Source organism: Paenibacillus sp. BJ-4 (assembly GCF_020404765.1).
GTDB lineage: Bacteria > Bacillota > Bacilli > Paenibacillales > Paenibacillaceae > Paenibacillus.
Genome location: NZ_JAIVEM010000188.1, coordinates 41,892 through 57,754, shown reverse-complemented (window position 1 = coordinate 57,754; position 15,863 = coordinate 41,892). Strand labels below are relative to the sequence as shown.

Sequence of the window (15,863 nt, the reverse complement as noted above, 5' to 3'; positions counted from 1 at the left end):
CAGCTGTTATTTTGTTATTACCCAAATTTTAAGGAACTTCCACTTCATGCTCGGGAAGGTTGCGATGTCCCTTCCTGCCCTTCAGCAGCCACAGTTCCGGTGTATCCTGCACACCATCAAGTCTCAGGCTGAACGCCCTTGACGGTAAATTACGTATACGCAGCAATAGACGGTTTCCGTCTGCTGCTGCATCCACAAGCTCCAGCGGTGTCAGTGAATCGTTGCTCACCGTACCGCTCAGATGGCCAACTGTACCCGTTGCACCCTCCTGGCTCCAGAGACGCAGCTCATTTACAGAAGGCGTGGCAATCCGCTTGCTGAAGGAAACGATCAGCTCATCAGCGGCCGATCGTTCTGCCCTAAGCGGTCTGGGCGGCTCATCATACATGTAGCCGCCCAGATGATATTCATAGGCGGTCCAGGCAGCGTAACCGCCCTCCAGCGCAGCAGCCGCAAATCGCCGCGTCCACTTGCGGTCACGAACCATGCGCGCGAGGGAACCGATATCCGCCTGCACCCCGAGGGGCAGGCCCGGATAAGCGGCACGTATCGACTGCGCAATGCGGGCATAGCCGCGGATATAATGCGGCGGCAGACGGCGGCGCATCCAGTCCGGCCAATGGGTCTGGAGCACATGCATATCCGGGGCCACGCTCCGGATCATGGCTACCGCGTCCAGGCCCTGCCATTCCCGCAGCTGGCCGGGAACATCGCCACGCCCGTTCACAGCAAGCGACCATGTCGCCACGCCGATGTCCGGCCGGACATCACGCACACCGCCTGCGCCGTTCACCAACTCGCTAATCAGCCCGTTCACGGCGTCCACGCGCAGATCGACCCACTGCGCGTACAGCTCCGGGACCTTCCGGTAATAATTCCGCGCATGCTTGTCGCGGAAATTCGGAATGTCCTCACCGCTACGCTTGCGGAAGGCGCGCTGTGCATGCGGTCCGATATCCCCGTATACTCCACTGCGCAGCCCGTTCCATTCGGGGAAATAAGGCTCCGCCACCTCAAACCCATCGAACGGAATGTCGGTGACGAGCCGGGCAGCAGCCTTCTTTTTCCACTCCACATACTCGTGTGCAAAATGCGAAAGCCGCTGAAACCCATCGTCCGGTTCGCGCAAAAGCTCCATGCGCCATGCTTTCCACTCCGGCGGCAGCTGTGACACGCCAAAAGAGCCGTTGCCCAGCACCATCGCCCACACCGCTATGCCTCTGCGCTGAAAAGCGGTGACAAGCGCTTCATCTACTTCATTTTCACGTACCACAAAATAGTGGATGGTCTGGTAGCCCGCAAGGGCGATTTCATCTGCTATACTGTCCCGCGAACGGTTGGCGTAATAGGGAAACAACGGATCGATTTGAATACTGGGGCCGCTCAGCGCCCACGGCTTTATTTTTCCGGTCAGTGCTACAGATGCTGTCGATTCAGGTCGACCATTTGCGTGATTGCTCATTCGATCCACCTCCGTTACTCGCGTTCTCTCCGCCAATGTTCTTTTAATATTTCTTTCAATATGTCTTTTATATGTTCCTGCTGGTTCGCCTATGTTACCATATTTCGCAAATTCGGTGAAATACAGCCGATACTGTTTCACCCTCAACAAACAGAGGTATTGGAATAACGAGTCAGGTTTAGCTTATGAACGGAACAGGAGGAATAGTCAATGGCAGAGCTGAGATTGCAAGGAAAGGTAGCAGTGGTTAGTGGTGGAGGTTCAGGTATCGGCAAGGCAACCGCGATCCGGTTTGCAGAGCAAGGCGCAAAAGTAGTCATGCTGGATCGGACACCTGAACATGCGAAGGAAACCAAAGCACTCATTGAGCAGGCCGGCGGTGAGGCCCTGGTGCTGGAATGTGATATTTCCAAGCCGGACATGATTCAGCAGGGGTTCGCTAAAGTCGTGAAAGCATACGGGCAGCTGGATGCGGTGTTCGCCAATGCAGGCATTAACGGTACCATGGCTCCCATTGAGACCCTCGAGCTGGAGGAGTGGGACCGCACAATGAACATCAATCTACGAGGCACCTTTGCCACCGTTAAGTATGCCATTCCTTACCTGAAAGAACGCGGCGGCAGCATCATCATTACCAGTTCCATCAACGGTAACCGGACCTTTTCGGGAATTGGATTCTCAGCCTATGCTTCCACCAAGGCAGCTCAGGTCGCTTTTATGAAAATGGCTGCGCTGGAGCTGGCCCGTTACAAAATTCGGGTCAACGCGATCTGCCCTGGGGCTATCGACACAGAAATTGACGACAACACATACCCCTCAGAGGACTTGAAGAAGGTACAAATTCCTGTTGAATTTCCAAAGGGTGGAGAACACCCACTGGAAGATGCCCCCGGTGAGCCCGAGCAGGTGGCCAATCTAGTCCTGTTCCTCGCCTCAGACGAGTCCTCACATGTGTCGGGGACGGAAATTTATGTCGACGGGGCAGAATCATTGTTGCGTTAAGCATCGCCTGCATTGTATCTAACGGTTACATAGTTAGAACGGCTACTTGTCCCATGCCTTCCATTTATTAGTATGGTTCACACGAAGCAGCCTCCAGCTCACGATCTGTGCGGGATAGGCTGTTTCTGTTTGACTTCTTGCTGGCAACTCAGGGTTGGCTTTTCTTCATGCTCTAATCCTCCATGAATCGTTCAGCTCGCTGCATAGCTTGTTTGCCAAAGCGGGCATACAGCTTGCCTCCCGGTAGCACCTCGAACAACAGCATCATCAAAGAAAAGAACAGTAGTGCTATGGCCTCTTCCGCTAGTATATACACAGGATATGGCCCCAAAACATCCAATATCGACGGTGTGGACGGCTTTTCGGCAAGAAACATATAGTTTGCTCCGAGGGCAGCATCTACGATCCATACGATCAACGCCAAGCCATTCAGAAAAAGCATCGCTCCTCCAACGCTTTTCCACGTCGGTTTGAGTCCTTCTATCCAGGTCATATACAATGCCGCCAAAATAATAGCACTATGGGCCACAAAAAAATGGATAAAACGGTAATGAGGAAAAGCATACGCCAAATTAGGCGTTAGTACTGCTTGAAGCGCTCCTCCAATTCCGGCAAAAAGAATAATCGGATATAACCAGCGACTTCGAAAAAACAGCATCAGAATAGACAGCATCAGAATAGACAGCAGTAGTGTCACACTGCACAGCTCTAACGGCAACGACGTCTGGGCATCCCAAATGAGCTGCGTCACGTACCATATATTTAGAGTCACCTCTGACAGAATGAGGACAGTCATTAAAAACCAGCGAATCGCCTCGTTTACAAGCTTATGCGACCGAATGAACCCTCGAGTCAGCCACAGCAGCAAAGCGCATACAATGAGCCCCAGTACAGCCCATACATGTGACGGCGTAAAAGCCTCGAATCTTTGCGGCGCATAAGCATCGAACCAGGACCCTGACCACGGCTTGTTCATAGAAAGCCCCTTTCTGTCTCTTTTTCTATTTCGTTGCATTCTATTTTATACCAAAAAACCGAATATGTTCTAGCCGTCTTTCTTGCTTGTTCAATACCTCAGCCTTTATGATAATAGATATCATATTCAAAGGAGATCTCTCATGCCCATTAATCGCCGATTAATTACAGATCAGGATTTCAGCGAGGCACTGGAGCGCCATCTTCGTGTCCGGATATTTCAGGACGACCAGTTGATTGGCTCGGGCGGAACCATCATCCGTTTTGACGATCAAACCATCGTCGTGCAATCCAGTGTCAGTGATCTGGCCTACCATCCAAGAAAACAATGTGAATTTTTTGAAATTAAAAAATAGCCACTACACACCGGGGAACCATTTTGCTTCGTTTTCCGGTGTACAGCGACTATTATGGTTTTAAACATCATCCCTCGTGGCTGTTCCTGCTATAGTTGAATTCCACGTGTTTTCATCATGAGTTTATTCGTAAGCACTTTCAAATCCTCGGAGGAAGATGAGATTTCCTGCATGATAGCAGTTTCCTCATGAGCGGCTGTATAAATCTTGTGTGCACCTTCCGAGAAGGCTCCTGACATTTGCTGAATACGACGAATTTGTTCAAAGGTCTGATCCACCCGGTTCGTCTGCTCCGTTACGGCTTCTTCCATTAAGCGGATGCTCTCGACAAATTCGTGTACAATGGCGTTCAAGCGGTTCAACGTCTGATCGACAGAGCTTGTCCGTTCCGCCTCAGCGCTGACCAACGACGCTTGCTGATGCATCAGCTGCACCGTTTCTACGATTTGCGACTGCACACGGCTAACGATGGCATTAATTTGCTGTACAGACTCCGTACTTTGCGCAGCAAGTGCACGAATCTGGTGAGCCACTACGGCAAACCCGTTACCCTCTTCTCCCGCACGTGCCGCTTCTATAGAAGCATTCAGCGCGAGCAGATGGGTCTGCTCGGCGATATCCTTCACCGTGCTTGTAATCGCTTCAATTTGTGAAGCTTCCTTTTCCAGTCGTGCAATAACCTGCTGTGAACGACTATGTGAAGCTGTCAGCTCTCCCATTCCATCCATAAGAGATGAAAATACGTTCTGCGTTGAATCCACTGAATGCTCCATGTGACTTGACAATTCCAGCATATGTCCCGATTTGCTACGCATCATTTTAAAATCGCCCAGCATTCGATCCGCTGTTTCAATGGACTGGGAAGAAGCTTGTTTTTGCTGCTCCACACCGTTCAAAATATCTTCTACCACCGAAGACATGGCCTCAATTTGAGTCGTAGCCTGTACAATAGCCAAACTCAGATTTTCCGCACTTTGCGAAGTTGTTTTGGTGCTGTACGAAATCTCGTTAAACATATCTTTAATGTTCAGCATCATACGCCGGAATGCATCATAAAGCACCTTGATTTCATCATCCGCACGCCGTTCCGGAATGACAACAGACAGGTTTCCCGCCGAAGCTTCCTCTGCCGCCTTCGCCAATCTAACAATTGGACGTGTAAGTAATTTGGAGATCAACCAGCCCAAAATGCCACTCCACAGCACACCCAATAACAGAATGATCGAAGTATATACCCATTCTCGTGCATCTTGAGCAAGCCAGTCCTTGAGTACAAAAATAAAAAAAGCGCTTGTTCCGTAGGTTATTGCAGAAATTGCGACAAACGCAGCAACCATTTTCGTGCCTAGTGACATCTTCATGTACTGTAGTCCACCCCAAAAAACTCAAATTTGATTCCATTTTACCATAAAATTGCTACAATTCTAGTAGTATTTTTCATAGACAACCATTTATATGAGCATAAAGATAGGGAGACTTAAGACCCTCACTCTAACTGCGAAAAGCACTATGTTATTGAGCAGCAGCCTGGAGTAAGGCTGGACGAATCGCGCTGTTTCTTGCTTTACAGGCTATTCGTCACATTTTATTCAAGCTATTTGTCAATAGGCCAACATTCCATTATTCGGAATTAATGTCATTTTCCTGTTGAGCGACTTTTTTCTTGACCGCTTCAATTATGTCTATTTGGTGACTGTTTTTTTCCAGCACGGTAAACTCCCATAATCCAAGGGTCAACTTCTCGCCTTGCTGGATATCAAAACGCTCGGACAGCATCCAGCCGCCAATCGTATATACATCCCCGGCCTCAATATCAGTCTCCAAACGCCGATTGACCTCATGAATAAGCGCCTGTGACTTGAGTATGTAGCGATGATCATCTGTTTTGGTAATGAGCGGGGTTAAGGCAGCGGGGGGTTCGGTATCGGTATAGGAAGGAATATCCCCAATAATCTCCTCCATAATATCCTCCAGTGTGACCAGCCCGGACGTTCCGCCGTATTCGTCCACCAGCACCGCTACAGGAATACGCTGTTTTTGCATCTGAATTAACAGATCCCGGGCCTGCATCGTTTCAATCACCTGAAGCACCGGGTGAATATAGGGAGACATTGCTGTATTCCCTGTGCTGTGGCCTCGCGCCAAATCATGCAGAGCTTCCTTGACGCGGATCATCCCGATAATTCGATCCCGGTCCCCGTTTTCAGCTACAGGCAGAAAATTATAGACCTTGTCCTCGATCAGCTCCATAAATTCGTCCACCGTTGCTTGATGAGAGATGGAGCGGATGTGGATACGCGGTACCATAATCTCCTGTGCTGCACGGTCGTCAAAATCAAACACATTGTTCAGATAACGATATTCTGTGGGCGTGATTTCACCACTACGAAAGCCCTCGGATAACGCCAAACGAAGTCTGCTTCACTGAGCGCAGCATCTTCCTCAGATACCTTTTTCAGCCCGAAAAGTCCCGTAATGACACGTGAAGAACGGCTGAGCAGCCAATTCAGGGGATACGTCATTTTATAGAATATCGTAATCGGACGGGCGAAAAACAAAGCCATCGGTTCAGCAATCTGTATGGCAAATGTTTTGGGCACCAGTTCTCCTACGACCACCTCGAAATAGGTCAAAATCAGAAAAGCCAGCAAAAAGGACAGCACTCCTGTCAGGCCAGCCGGAATATGCGCCAGTACAAACAGGGGATGCAGCAGCTTCTCAACGGTGGACTCCCCCAGCCAGCCCAGCGCCCATGGAGGTCAATGTCGTTCCGAGCTGACAAGCGGATAAATACTCGTCCAGCCGAGACAAAATATTTTTGACAGCTTTCGCATTTTTGTTGCCTTCGGAGGCCAGCTGATTGATACGAGATACCCGCACACGAATAATGGAATACTCCGAAGCTACAAAAAAAGCAGTCAATGCAATAAGTAAAATAACCAGAATGATATTTATCGTTTCCATAGCCTGCCTTACCCCGTCTATGCCGGAGCAAGAAGCACCCCCTTGTAGCAATCATTTTTGGATGGAAGCATAATATAAGTAAGTATGTCCATAATCGTGTATTACCCAAAAATGACAAGGAGTAGACTATGATTCATCATATTAGCGGATCGCCAGCGAACTCTTCTGCACGATATCTATCCATTGATCGGCTATCAACTGGTGTCCAGTAGCTGTCGGATGAACCCCATCATGCAGCCAATAGGAAGCGTCAGCCTTGGTAGCAGCCTCATTCAACAGGCTTTGGAGCGGCACAAATACGGCTCCAAACTCGTCTGCAAGCTGACGTACGAGCCGCTGATAGCCCGTTATTTTTTCCTGCCAAATGTCCCACCGTGCTTCGGTAGCTCCCGTTTTTAAGATAAACGGCTCACATAGCACCAGTCCGATATCGGGCAGCACTTCACGCGTTTCCTCCAAAATGTGGCGATAGGCCCGTTCAAATCGGTCTGTTACACCGGACGGCTCCTGCTCCACGATTCGCCAGGCATCGTTCACTCCGATCAGAATACTGAGCAGGTCCGGCTTCAGGCTAAACGTATCTTCATTCCAGCGTGCATACAAATCCGAAACCCGATCCCCCGAAATCCCCCGGTTCACAAATTCCGGCTGCGTAGCACTCAAACGGCTCCCCAGTGCACCTGCGATCAGATACACATAGCTCTGACCCAGCCAATGGTTCGCATCCTCATTCCGCCCTCTTCCTCCATCTGTGATGGAATCCCCCTGAAAAAGAACACGTGTATGTCCCATACCCGTCATCTCCCTAATTTCCTCCTTCAACTTTTCCAATAATACCCTTATCATACCTCGTATCCTCTAAATTAGAAAGCGATTTCAAAACATGAGAGAATTGTAGATTTGCCATATGAATTTTAATATATATGCTGAATCTAAAAGATACCTATAGCGCCACTACGCAGGCGGACGGTGCTTCCCATCGTCACCGTCCCCGGATTTTCTCGAATAGAGCCTGATCAGGTAAAAACCATATTTCACACCGCGCGGTACTTGCATACCTCCCGAAAATTACAGCCGCCACAAGATCTGCGTGAAGGCATCGGGGTGAAAAAAGACTCCGGTTTCGGACGATTATAATAATCGTCATCGAGACAGGACTTCATTTCCTCGATGTACCGCCCGACATTGCCAACCACCTTGTCAATATCCTCCTGTGTAGGATGGTACACTTCATGCTCTCCGGTCATCAAATATTCTACACGTACCTCGATCTTCTCCAGAGGAAGCTGATAATGCTCCTGCACATAGGAAGCATACAAAAATAACTGGTCTGAGAAGTCGCCTTCCTTGCCTGTCTTCCAATCGACGATAACCATATCTCCGTTCCCTCTGCGGTAGAGCAAATCCATTTTGACATATACCTTCGTCTCATGAAGCAGCATCGTATCCCACTTCTCCACCTCAACGATTCGAGCCTCACCCTGCTGCAGCTCACGCCAAACCGCAGTACGGTACAGATTGTGTACCACCGCATGCTGTCGCTCCTTAATCCGGGCAATCCGTTCCGGCAGCACTTCGTCATCATAATAAATTTCAGCGAGCATGATTCGATTTTTGGGATCTTGCTGCCATAGCTCACGTTGCAGCGATTCCTTGTAGCTGTCATTCAGCATGTTTTTCATCGCTGTCTCCAGGTATGCTGTACGCGGAATCGCACCCTTTTCCATCCAACCACGTATGACTGATTCACACATTTGATGCGTGATATTCCCAAATAAAATATATAAATTGCTCAGCTGCTTGAGCCGATACAACGTAACCTGCTCTTCACTGCCCTGTGCAGGGTTCCAGCCGTTATGCGAGCCGTAATAATGGTAATAGTATTTGCGTAGGCATTCATCGAACGTTTGGGCCCTAGATTGCGAATAGGACCAGGACGGGTACATAGCCATGAATAGGCCCTCCTTCATTAGAACTTCCATACTCTATTATACCGCAAGCCTGGGCTGCATCGTCCAAAAAGAACGAAGACTTTAACCCATGGGCTAAAGTCTTCGACTGTCTAGTATAGTCAATAATTCGCAAGAACTCCTGAGGTCCGAACAACGATGGCTTCATTTTCAATCCTTCTTCGCCGCATGAATCAAATTACTTACATTAACGGCACCATGCTCACGAACGTTGACAACGAGTACTGAAGTTTCCAACATTCCGCTGATCCACGCCTTGTAATCAACAACACGATCATTGGGAAGAATCGTCAAAATAACTCCAGCAAAGCCGCCACCATGTACCCTACATGCGCTGTCATCTATTGATTTCAAATACATTTCGGTTAATGCAAGCGCAACGGATACGTCCTGTTCTCGGTCAATCCCACTTCTATATACGTTTTGAAGCCATTTCCATGAAGAATTACCAGACTCGGCAACAAGCCTCAAGAAATCAGAAAAACGTCCCTCCTCCAGCGCCTTTACCTGTTCATCTACACGCTGATTTTCTTCAAAAAAATGCAACGCACGCAGCACTGCACGATCTCCTGCTTTTTCCCTGACCATTTTGAGGTTGGCATACAGATCCTCTGGCGATAAATCACGGCAAACAGAAGCACCTAAGGACTGAGCCACTGCACGCATTTCGTTGGGCACCGCCGCGTAATCATCCGTTAAATCAGCATGATCTCCACCTGTATTTACGATAACCAGAGAATATCCGTTTTGCTGAAAATTCCAATGAACTGGATTTATGATCGGTTCCTTGGGGTTTACAAAATCAATGGCAACCAATCCCCCATATGCGCAAGCCATTTGGTCAAGCAGACCCGACGGCTTGTTCCAGTAGCAATTTTCAGCGTATTGACCGATTTTGGATTTGGCGACAGCATCCAACGCCCCTTCATTATAAAAATGGCTGATTATAGTACATATCAGCATTTCAAACGAAGCGGAAGAGCTTAACCCTGAAGCAGAGAACACATTGCTTGATATATAAGCTTGGAATCCTCCGATACGATAGCCAAATTCGAGCAAGCCAGCGGCAATACCGCGGACCAAAAGCATCGTACCATCATCCTCCTCCGGTCGTGGCGACAAGTCGTTTAAATCAATAACGTATTTCGTTTTGTAACCTTCGGAATAGAACGTAATTACAGGCTCCTCCACTTTAGCAGCTACAGCGATGGTATCAAGTGTAATACTGCCTGCCAGCACCTTCCCGTGATTGTGGTCTGTATGATTTCCTCCAATTTCACATCGCCCCGGAGCACTAAACCATTCAATATCCCCGACGCCGAAGTGCTTACGGTACGCTTGTATAAGTGATTGATATCGCGTCGTTTGCTCTGAAACCTGCTCCTGACCATACAGTCGGGCAAGTACAATTCGTCCCTCACTAGAATTCAACAGTTCCATATCTTTCATCGTTATATCCCCCTATTGTAGGTGATTCTACCGGTCGCCTGACCGCAAATATATAAATAGCACAATAACACTATGATTATCTCAATTTTCCCTGTACAAAAATAGGGTACTATTTTAATCTGTAAGCGCTTATTTAAATCGTTTTCTGAGAACGTTTCCTTATCCTACGATAGATTGGATTCGTAAGGATATGCAAAAAAAGAAACCGACCCTTCAAACGGGCCGGTTCCTGTGTCCATTCCTGGCATATTCCTCTATGCACCAGCAGTGCTGCTGGAGACAGATATGTGGAATTTCCTTTTAATCGCGTTTCAGTGTATATCCCCCATCACTGTTACGAGTTACAGTAGCGCCCAGCGCCTCGGCAACCGTTTTGAAAGGGACATTCAGATATCCAAAACGATCCACATATGGAGCTTGTGGCAACGTCAACGGGCTTCCATCCAGTGTAGCTTGTTTGGACCCGCTTTTCAGCGTGAGTGTCTTACCAGTTATATCATCCACAACTGTATATTGCTTGGTAGCTGCATCCCACTTTAATTCAGCATCCAGCTCGCTTGCCAATTCACGAAGTGCAAAGAAGGTTGTGCCTCCACGATTATCCAAAAAGTCATAATACTGTTCAAAGGTTTTTTCTTTTTTTGTAATTCCCAGATCATTTTTCAAAATATTATAGATCGGAGAATTCGCATCAAAATTGCGGAGCGTCGCTCCCGGTGTTAATTCAGCTTGTTTATTCAGGTCAATAACACCATTCGAAATATCAACTTTGTCAGCCGTTACACTGCCATTGATGTTCCAGGATTGCGCTTCAGTCACAATCGAGAAGGACTTCACTGGGAGACCCTCCACATCTGGCAAAGCAACCGTCAGGTCTGTAGACGCTTTGCGAACATTTCCTTTTTCATCAAAATACGAGTCGGTTTTCAGCACCGTGTTCGCACTCAGAACCGTTTTAATTTCAGGGGACTGTGCATACAACGTGCTAACTCCCACATCATACTGCGCAACAGCCAGATCCAAATATTTTTTAACCTCGGTATAAGCCTCATTAACCAGCTTTTCCTTATTGGCACTCAGTTCAGCTGTTACTTTATCGCTACCTTCAAGATTCATACCGGAAGCGATATTTTTAGTCATATCAATAGCTTGACTGATCAGTTCTTTCAAACCAGCCTCGTCCTTGGCCAGATTGGTCAGGAACGGTTTCACGAGCGCTACCAGCTCATCGCCACGAAGTTCAGCATGCAAATGAGTTAATTTCACTTTATCCTTTTCACCATATACTTCTTCGGTGACAGACGTTGCAGAGATGGTTGAAGGGTTAGGAGCATGCTTGAGCATAAGTGCCGCAGCTGTTTTCGTCAGCTCTCTCACGTCTTTGGAATATACATAAGGATCAAATCCAGCAGGCAGACCTTCTAAACCCTCTTGCGGGTTCAAAGGTATGTAATAAGGTTTTTTGGCGCCTTCCAGTTGAATAGCCATACCTTGGCGATCCAAAGCAAGCTCAAACGGCAAATTATACTTGTCGATGTGCAATGTACCCTTGGCGGAAGCGACTTCCTCCGATTGTACCTTGGCTTCATCCACCGTTACCGAAATGGAATTAATCAAATCTATGATTTCCTGATCACCTTGCGTAATTCCTTCTCTCGGAGTCAATTTAAGAGATATCTTCTCCGTTGACTGCTGAGATTTCACATCAAGTGTCCCTAGCAGACTTTTACTTACATCAAATCCACCTACTGCCTGACAACCTGTCAAAGCTACCATTAACAGAATAAGAGGGATGGCAATCCATTTTTTTATATTCATATTAAACCCCTTTCAAGATATTACCGTACTCTCTTCTATTATCTCAGTGTTAACACGCATTGTAAATGATCAGATTGGAAAATAGAACTAGTCATTTAGAATCAATTTTCAGCCTGCAGCATCCGGTGAGCCAGTAATGCCATCTCCAGACAGCGACGTGTGTCCGTGTCTGCTAAACTTCCCTCGACAATTTCATTAATTTTGTCCAGCCGATTATACAGAGTTTGTCTGTGAATGTACAACATCCCGGCAGTATCACGCTTGGAGCCATGACATTGAAAGTAGGCATCCAGCGTGTCCAGCAGCTGCATATGATGCTCACGATCATGCGCAATCAGTCCACCCAAGTGGTCCTGTACAAACTCTTGTAAAAAAGGAATGCTGGGTGCCGCCTTCAATAACTGATAGATTCCGATGCTGTCGTAAAACAGCTGATTCTTCATGGCCGGGACGCTTCGCGCGACTTCAATGACCTGATATGCCTCTTCAAAACTGCGATCCGTTCCTGTCATACGATGTCTTACTTTACCAAAGCCTGCATGAATGCGCACCTTGTCAAGCTGTCCTGCGGCATAGTTCTGAATATATTGTACGGTATGGGCAAGCACTTTTTTCATTTGCGCCACAGAACGCAGCGTTAATTCCTCCTTGGCACAAAGGATGTAGCATTGACTGCCCTTCATCATTAACAGATTGTGCAGCGTCTCTTTTTTCAACAAAGAACGAAGCAGCACCAACACATCCTGATTGATGGATTCCTTGCGCACCTGACTGACATCCTTGTCCTGATGCTCCACCTCGATAACCCCTGCCCAAAATAAATACTGTCCCTTCGATAACAATCGCAGCCCCATCCGGGTCTGAGCCTGTTCTTCGCTGGGAAGCTGTCCGTTCAATACATCCTGAATCAGTTCATTCTGGTTGCGTAATAATCGGTCTTCGAGAAACTGTGTCCTCAGCACCAGTGTTGCGGCTGCCTTGGCTGTGTAATCAAGCAGCAGCGACATTTCTTCTGTCGGGGGTTCACCTTGCAGAACCAATCCTACAGCGGAAAACACCTGACCAAAGCATACAACAGGCTGAAACAAGACGGCAGTGGAGTCATTCAGCTGAAACAGCAGGTGCCCCTCACGATCAGCAGTCATGCTGGATTCCACCTCATTGGCATAAAAATCTGCAATGCGGTCCGCTGAATCCGGCTGGACGGAAGGTACGAACCGATTGGTGTCTATGGAGGACATGTAGATGATCTGCCGGGCGGTATAGTCATGAAGCACTCGCAAGAGAGCGTTCATATCGGTGCTGCGCAGCGTTTCCTGCTGAAGCTGGCGTGAAAATCGCTCCAGATCTTTTAGAAGTTCATGATGGCGGTTAATAAGAAGGGAATGAATATCTTGTGTAATTTCTACAAAACGCACGGGCTGTTCAAATACGATGACCGGAAAATGGTGTTGTTCCGCCAGCTCCAGAATTTCCGGCGGGATCTCATGAATGCTTGTGCCCAGCTCCACACACAATCCCGCCGCTTCCGAGCGGATCAGTTGCTCCATATACTCGGCGCGTTCCTCCCCCTTCCGGGTTAGCCACAGGCCAGTCGTCAAGATCAGGTCATGGCGGCTCACAAACGGGGAAACATTGGTGATTTCCAACACATGGACCCAACCAACCCGACGGTTCGTGCCCTGCTCCCCGGCCGCCAACTTGGCTCGCCGGAAAACAGGACGTTCCAGCACATCCGCAATGGTAAATGTTTTTTTACCGTTCATCAGCATTCTCCTTATGTATATGTCTTTGTGTCATATTATATGACACATATTCATCAAAAAGTCGAGCCTTCAAGTCAGATAATCCGACAAAATGTATGATGCCAAGGAGCTTATCCCCCTGTAAACTGTACCTAATCTAACATGAATTGCATTTATCAGCTTGAATCCATATAACTAATCGGCAGCCTGCACAAAAATGATAATGCAATTTTTGTAATATTTAATACCAGCAAACAGCAGTATAACAGCATAGCTGTCCTGAGTAACAATGATTTTCCGTTGATAACTATTATGTTTAGGAGAGGTGAACGAAATGAAAATTGGGGTTCCGAAAGAGATTAAAAACAATGAAAATCGTGTGGCTTTGACCCCTGCAGGTGCAGCTCAAATGCTTCAACACGGACATCACGTGTTTGTAGAGAGTCATGCAGGGATAGAAAGCGGATTTACCGATGGGGATTATGCCACTGCGGGTGCAACCATTGTGCAGCAAGCTGCCGATGTGTGGTCCCAGGCTGATCTGATCATTAAGGTGAAGGAGCCCCTAGCCTCGGAATACGGATATTTTCGACAAGGATTGATTCTGTTCACCTATCTGCACCTGGCTGCTGAGCCAGCGCTGGCCCAGGCGTTAACGGACAACGGTGTAACCGCCATTTCCTATGAAACACTAGACGTCGAAGGAAGCCTTCCGCTGCTCACTCCGATGAGCGAGGTTGCAGGTCGAATGGCTGTACAAATTGGAGCGCAGCTGCTGGAAAAGCCAAAGGGCGGCAAAGGCATCCTGCTGGCAGGCGTACCGGGGGTCAAACGCGGCAAAGTGACTATTATTGGTGGAGGGGTCGTCGGCACGAACGCAGCCAAGGTCGCCATCGGTCTTGGCGCAGATGTAACCCTGATCGACCTGAGCCTGCAACGGTTGCGCCAGCTGGATGATATTTTTGGCAACCAGCTCCATACGCTGGTGTCCACCCCTTCTAACATTGCTGAAGCCGTCGCACAAAGCGATTTGCTGATCGGGGCCGTCCTGATCACTGGTGCCAAGGCCCCGCGGCTTGTCACGGAGGCCATGGTACAGACAATGCAGCCTGGTTCTGTGATTGTGGACGTCGCCATCGACCAAGGTGGTATTGTCGAGACGATTGACCACATCACGACACACGATCAGCCGACCTATGTGAAGCATGGCGTCATTCACTACGCGGTAGCGAACATGCCGGGGGCGGTACCGCAAACCTCGACGCTTGCACTGACGAACGCCACGCTCCCCTATGCTCTCCAACTCGCGGATCTGGGTGTGCAGGAGGCGCTTCGCAGAAGCAAGCCGCTGCTTAGCGGTACCAATGTCCTGAACGGACATATCACCTACGAAGCAGTCGCCCGCGATCTGGGGTATCCTTACGTTCCGGTAGAACAGGCATGGCAGGCGAAAGCCTTGCACTAGAATAACAACAACTCAAAGAACCACACCTCCTTTTCCCTGAGGGATGAAGACGTGTGGTTCTTTTTCTGTTTAGTGTATCTCATGTATTCGATGTATTCATACGTTTTCAGACGATTTCTGACGAAAGGAACGTCTGCAGATGGCGGTAAATATCCGTGATCTCTTCCAACGACATACGCACAAGTCCACTTGACGAGGGTGCCACAAATTCATGCATCTCGGGGATGAGCGGTTCAGGCTGAAATCCCCAATTTACTTTGGATTTTTTACTGTATTCGGTGTATACGCCTTTGCCGACAAAGCAAGCGACCTTCGGACGATATTCCTTTAGCTTCGCATGCAGCTCCAGACGTCCTTTGGCATATTCCTCACGCGTAATGTCCTCCACACCCCTGGTAGGGCGGGAAACGATATTCGTAAAACCGTAGCCAAGCTTAAGCAGCTCCCGATCTTCCGATGGATCGTACAAGCGAGGCGTCAAGCCCGCCCCCTCCAGTATGCGCCAAAAACGGTTGCGCGGATTCGCATAATGATGGCCGATTTCGCCTGATTTCAAGCTGGGATTAAAACCAATGAATACGACGGATAATCCATAATCCAAGTGATCATCTACCTCATTCAGCTCTGTCTCCTGCTCTGACATGGGCCTCCCCTTTC

12 protein-coding genes and 1 pseudogene are annotated in these 15,863 nt (G+C 48.4%); 3 read left to right on the top strand and 10 right to left on the bottom strand.

Features of this window, described 5'->3' with window-relative positions:
- Window positions 1–28 precede the first annotated feature (28 nt).
- A complete protein-coding gene (locus tag LCF57_RS26645; protein ID WP_226003422.1) occupies window positions 29–1,462 on the bottom strand; it encodes an N-acyl-D-glucosamine 2-epimerase in 1,434 nt (477 codons plus the stop codon).
- A gap of 210 nt (window positions 1,463–1,672) precedes the next feature.
- Here LCF57_RS26645 and LCF57_RS26640 point away from each other — a divergent pair, with 210 nt between their 5' ends.
- Window positions 1,673–2,464 carry an SDR family oxidoreductase gene (locus LCF57_RS26640; RefSeq protein WP_226003360.1) on the top strand — a complete coding sequence of 264 codons (792 nt, stop codon included), beginning with the start codon at window positions 1,673–1,675 and terminating at the stop codon, window positions 2,462–2,464.
- Between the two features lie 172 nt (window positions 2,465–2,636).
- Here the strand turns inward: LCF57_RS26640 and LCF57_RS26635 are convergent, their stop codons facing one another.
- Window positions 2,637–3,440 carry a TIGR02206 family membrane protein gene (locus tag LCF57_RS26635; protein ID WP_226003359.1) on the bottom strand — a complete coding sequence of 268 codons (804 nt, stop codon included), beginning with the start codon at window positions 3,438–3,440 and terminating at the stop codon, window positions 2,637–2,639.
- 142 nt (window positions 3,441–3,582) lie between these two features.
- Here LCF57_RS26635 and LCF57_RS26630 point away from each other — a divergent pair, with 142 nt between their 5' ends.
- The gene (locus LCF57_RS26630) at window positions 3,583–3,795 is read left to right on the top strand and encodes a hypothetical protein (protein WP_226003358.1); all 213 of its coding nucleotides are present in this window, start codon (window positions 3,583–3,585) and stop codon (window positions 3,793–3,795) included.
- 89 nt (window positions 3,796–3,884) lie between these two features.
- On the opposite strand, the gene LCF57_RS26625 is transcribed toward LCF57_RS26630, so the two are convergent.
- The 7 genes and pseudogenes from LCF57_RS26625 to LCF57_RS26595 all read right to left on the bottom strand — a co-directional run bounded on the left by LCF57_RS26625 (window position 3,885) and on the right by LCF57_RS26595 (window position 13,762).
- On the bottom strand, window positions 3,885–5,156 hold the full coding sequence (locus LCF57_RS26625) for a methyl-accepting chemotaxis protein (protein WP_226003357.1): 1,272 nt from the start codon (window positions 5,154–5,156) through the stop codon (window positions 3,885–3,887).
- 259 nt (window positions 5,157–5,415) lie between these two features.
- Window positions 5,416–6,759: pseudogene (locus LCF57_RS26620) on the bottom strand (hemolysin family protein).
- A gap of 141 nt (window positions 6,760–6,900) precedes the next feature.
- Entirely contained in the window at window positions 6,901–7,560 is a 660-nt protein-coding gene (locus LCF57_RS26615; RefSeq protein WP_226003356.1) for an SGNH/GDSL hydrolase family protein, read from the bottom strand.
- Window positions 7,561–7,793: 233 nt separating this feature from the next.
- Window positions 7,794–8,711: a PD-(D/E)XK nuclease family protein gene (locus LCF57_RS26610; RefSeq protein ID WP_226003355.1), complete on the bottom strand. Its 918-nt coding sequence runs from the start codon at window positions 8,709–8,711 to the stop codon at window positions 7,794–7,796.
- A gap of 168 nt (window positions 8,712–8,879) precedes the next feature.
- Complete coding sequence (locus LCF57_RS26605; protein WP_226003354.1) at window positions 8,880–10,178, bottom strand: galactokinase; 1,299 nt, start codon at window positions 10,176–10,178, stop codon at window positions 8,880–8,882.
- A 300-nt stretch (window positions 10,179–10,478) separates the two neighbouring features.
- Window positions 10,479–11,996, bottom strand: coding sequence for a copper amine oxidase N-terminal domain-containing protein (locus tag LCF57_RS26600; protein ID WP_226003353.1), 1,518 nt, complete (start codon window positions 11,994–11,996; stop codon window positions 10,479–10,481).
- A 101-nt stretch (window positions 11,997–12,097) separates the two neighbouring features.
- Complete coding sequence (locus tag LCF57_RS26595) at window positions 12,098–13,762, bottom strand: PucR family transcriptional regulator (protein WP_226003352.1); 1,665 nt, start codon at window positions 13,760–13,762, stop codon at window positions 12,098–12,100.
- A gap of 313 nt (window positions 13,763–14,075) precedes the next feature.
- On the opposite strand from LCF57_RS26595, the gene ald reads away from it, so the two are divergent.
- Window positions 14,076–15,206: an alanine dehydrogenase gene (gene ald / locus LCF57_RS26590; protein ID WP_226003351.1), complete on the top strand. Its 1,131-nt coding sequence runs from the start codon at window positions 14,076–14,078 to the stop codon at window positions 15,204–15,206.
- A 106-nt stretch (window positions 15,207–15,312) separates the two neighbouring features.
- Here the strand turns inward: ald and LCF57_RS26585 are convergent, their stop codons facing one another.
- On the bottom strand, window positions 15,313–15,849 hold the full coding sequence (locus tag LCF57_RS26585) for a mismatch-specific DNA-glycosylase (RefSeq protein ID WP_226003350.1): 537 nt from the start codon (window positions 15,847–15,849) through the stop codon (window positions 15,313–15,315).
- Between the last annotated feature and the right edge of the window lie 14 nt (window positions 15,850–15,863).

Bases quoted from the DNA above. Each gene is read 5' to 3' on its own strand.
- LCF57_RS26645 (WP_226003422.1), bottom strand. From the start codon at position 1,462: ATGAGCAATCACGCAAATGGTCGACCTGAATCGACAGCATCTGTAGCA.
- LCF57_RS26640 (WP_226003360.1), top strand. From the start codon at position 1,673: ATGGCAGAGCTGAGATTGCAAGGAAAGGTAGCAGTGGTTAGTGGTGGA.
- LCF57_RS26635 (WP_226003359.1), bottom strand. From the start codon at position 3,440: ATGAACAAGCCGTGGTCAGGGTCCTGGTTCGATGCTTATGCGCCGCAA.
- LCF57_RS26630 (WP_226003358.1), top strand. From the start codon at position 3,583: ATGCCCATTAATCGCCGATTAATTACAGATCAGGATTTCAGCGAGGCA.
- LCF57_RS26625 (WP_226003357.1), bottom strand. From the start codon at position 5,156: ATGAAGATGTCACTAGGCACGAAAATGGTTGCTGCGTTTGTCGCAATT.
- LCF57_RS26615 (WP_226003356.1), bottom strand. From the start codon at position 7,560: ATGACGGGTATGGGACATACACGTGTTCTTTTTCAGGGGGATTCCATC.
- LCF57_RS26610 (WP_226003355.1), bottom strand. From the start codon at position 8,711: ATGGCTATGTACCCGTCCTGGTCCTATTCGCAATCTAGGGCCCAAACG.
- LCF57_RS26605 (WP_226003354.1), bottom strand. From the start codon at position 10,178: ATGAAAGATATGGAACTGTTGAATTCTAGTGAGGGACGAATTGTACTT.
- LCF57_RS26600 (WP_226003353.1), bottom strand. From the start codon at position 11,996: ATGAATATAAAAAAATGGATTGCCATCCCTCTTATTCTGTTAATGGTA.
- LCF57_RS26595 (WP_226003352.1), bottom strand. From the start codon at position 13,762: ATGAACGGTAAAAAAACATTTACCATTGCGGATGTGCTGGAACGTCCT.
- ald (WP_226003351.1), top strand. From the start codon at position 14,076: ATGAAAATTGGGGTTCCGAAAGAGATTAAAAACAATGAAAATCGTGTG.
- LCF57_RS26585 (WP_226003350.1), bottom strand. From the start codon at position 15,849: ATGTCAGAGCAGGAGACAGAGCTGAATGAGGTAGATGATCACTTGGAT.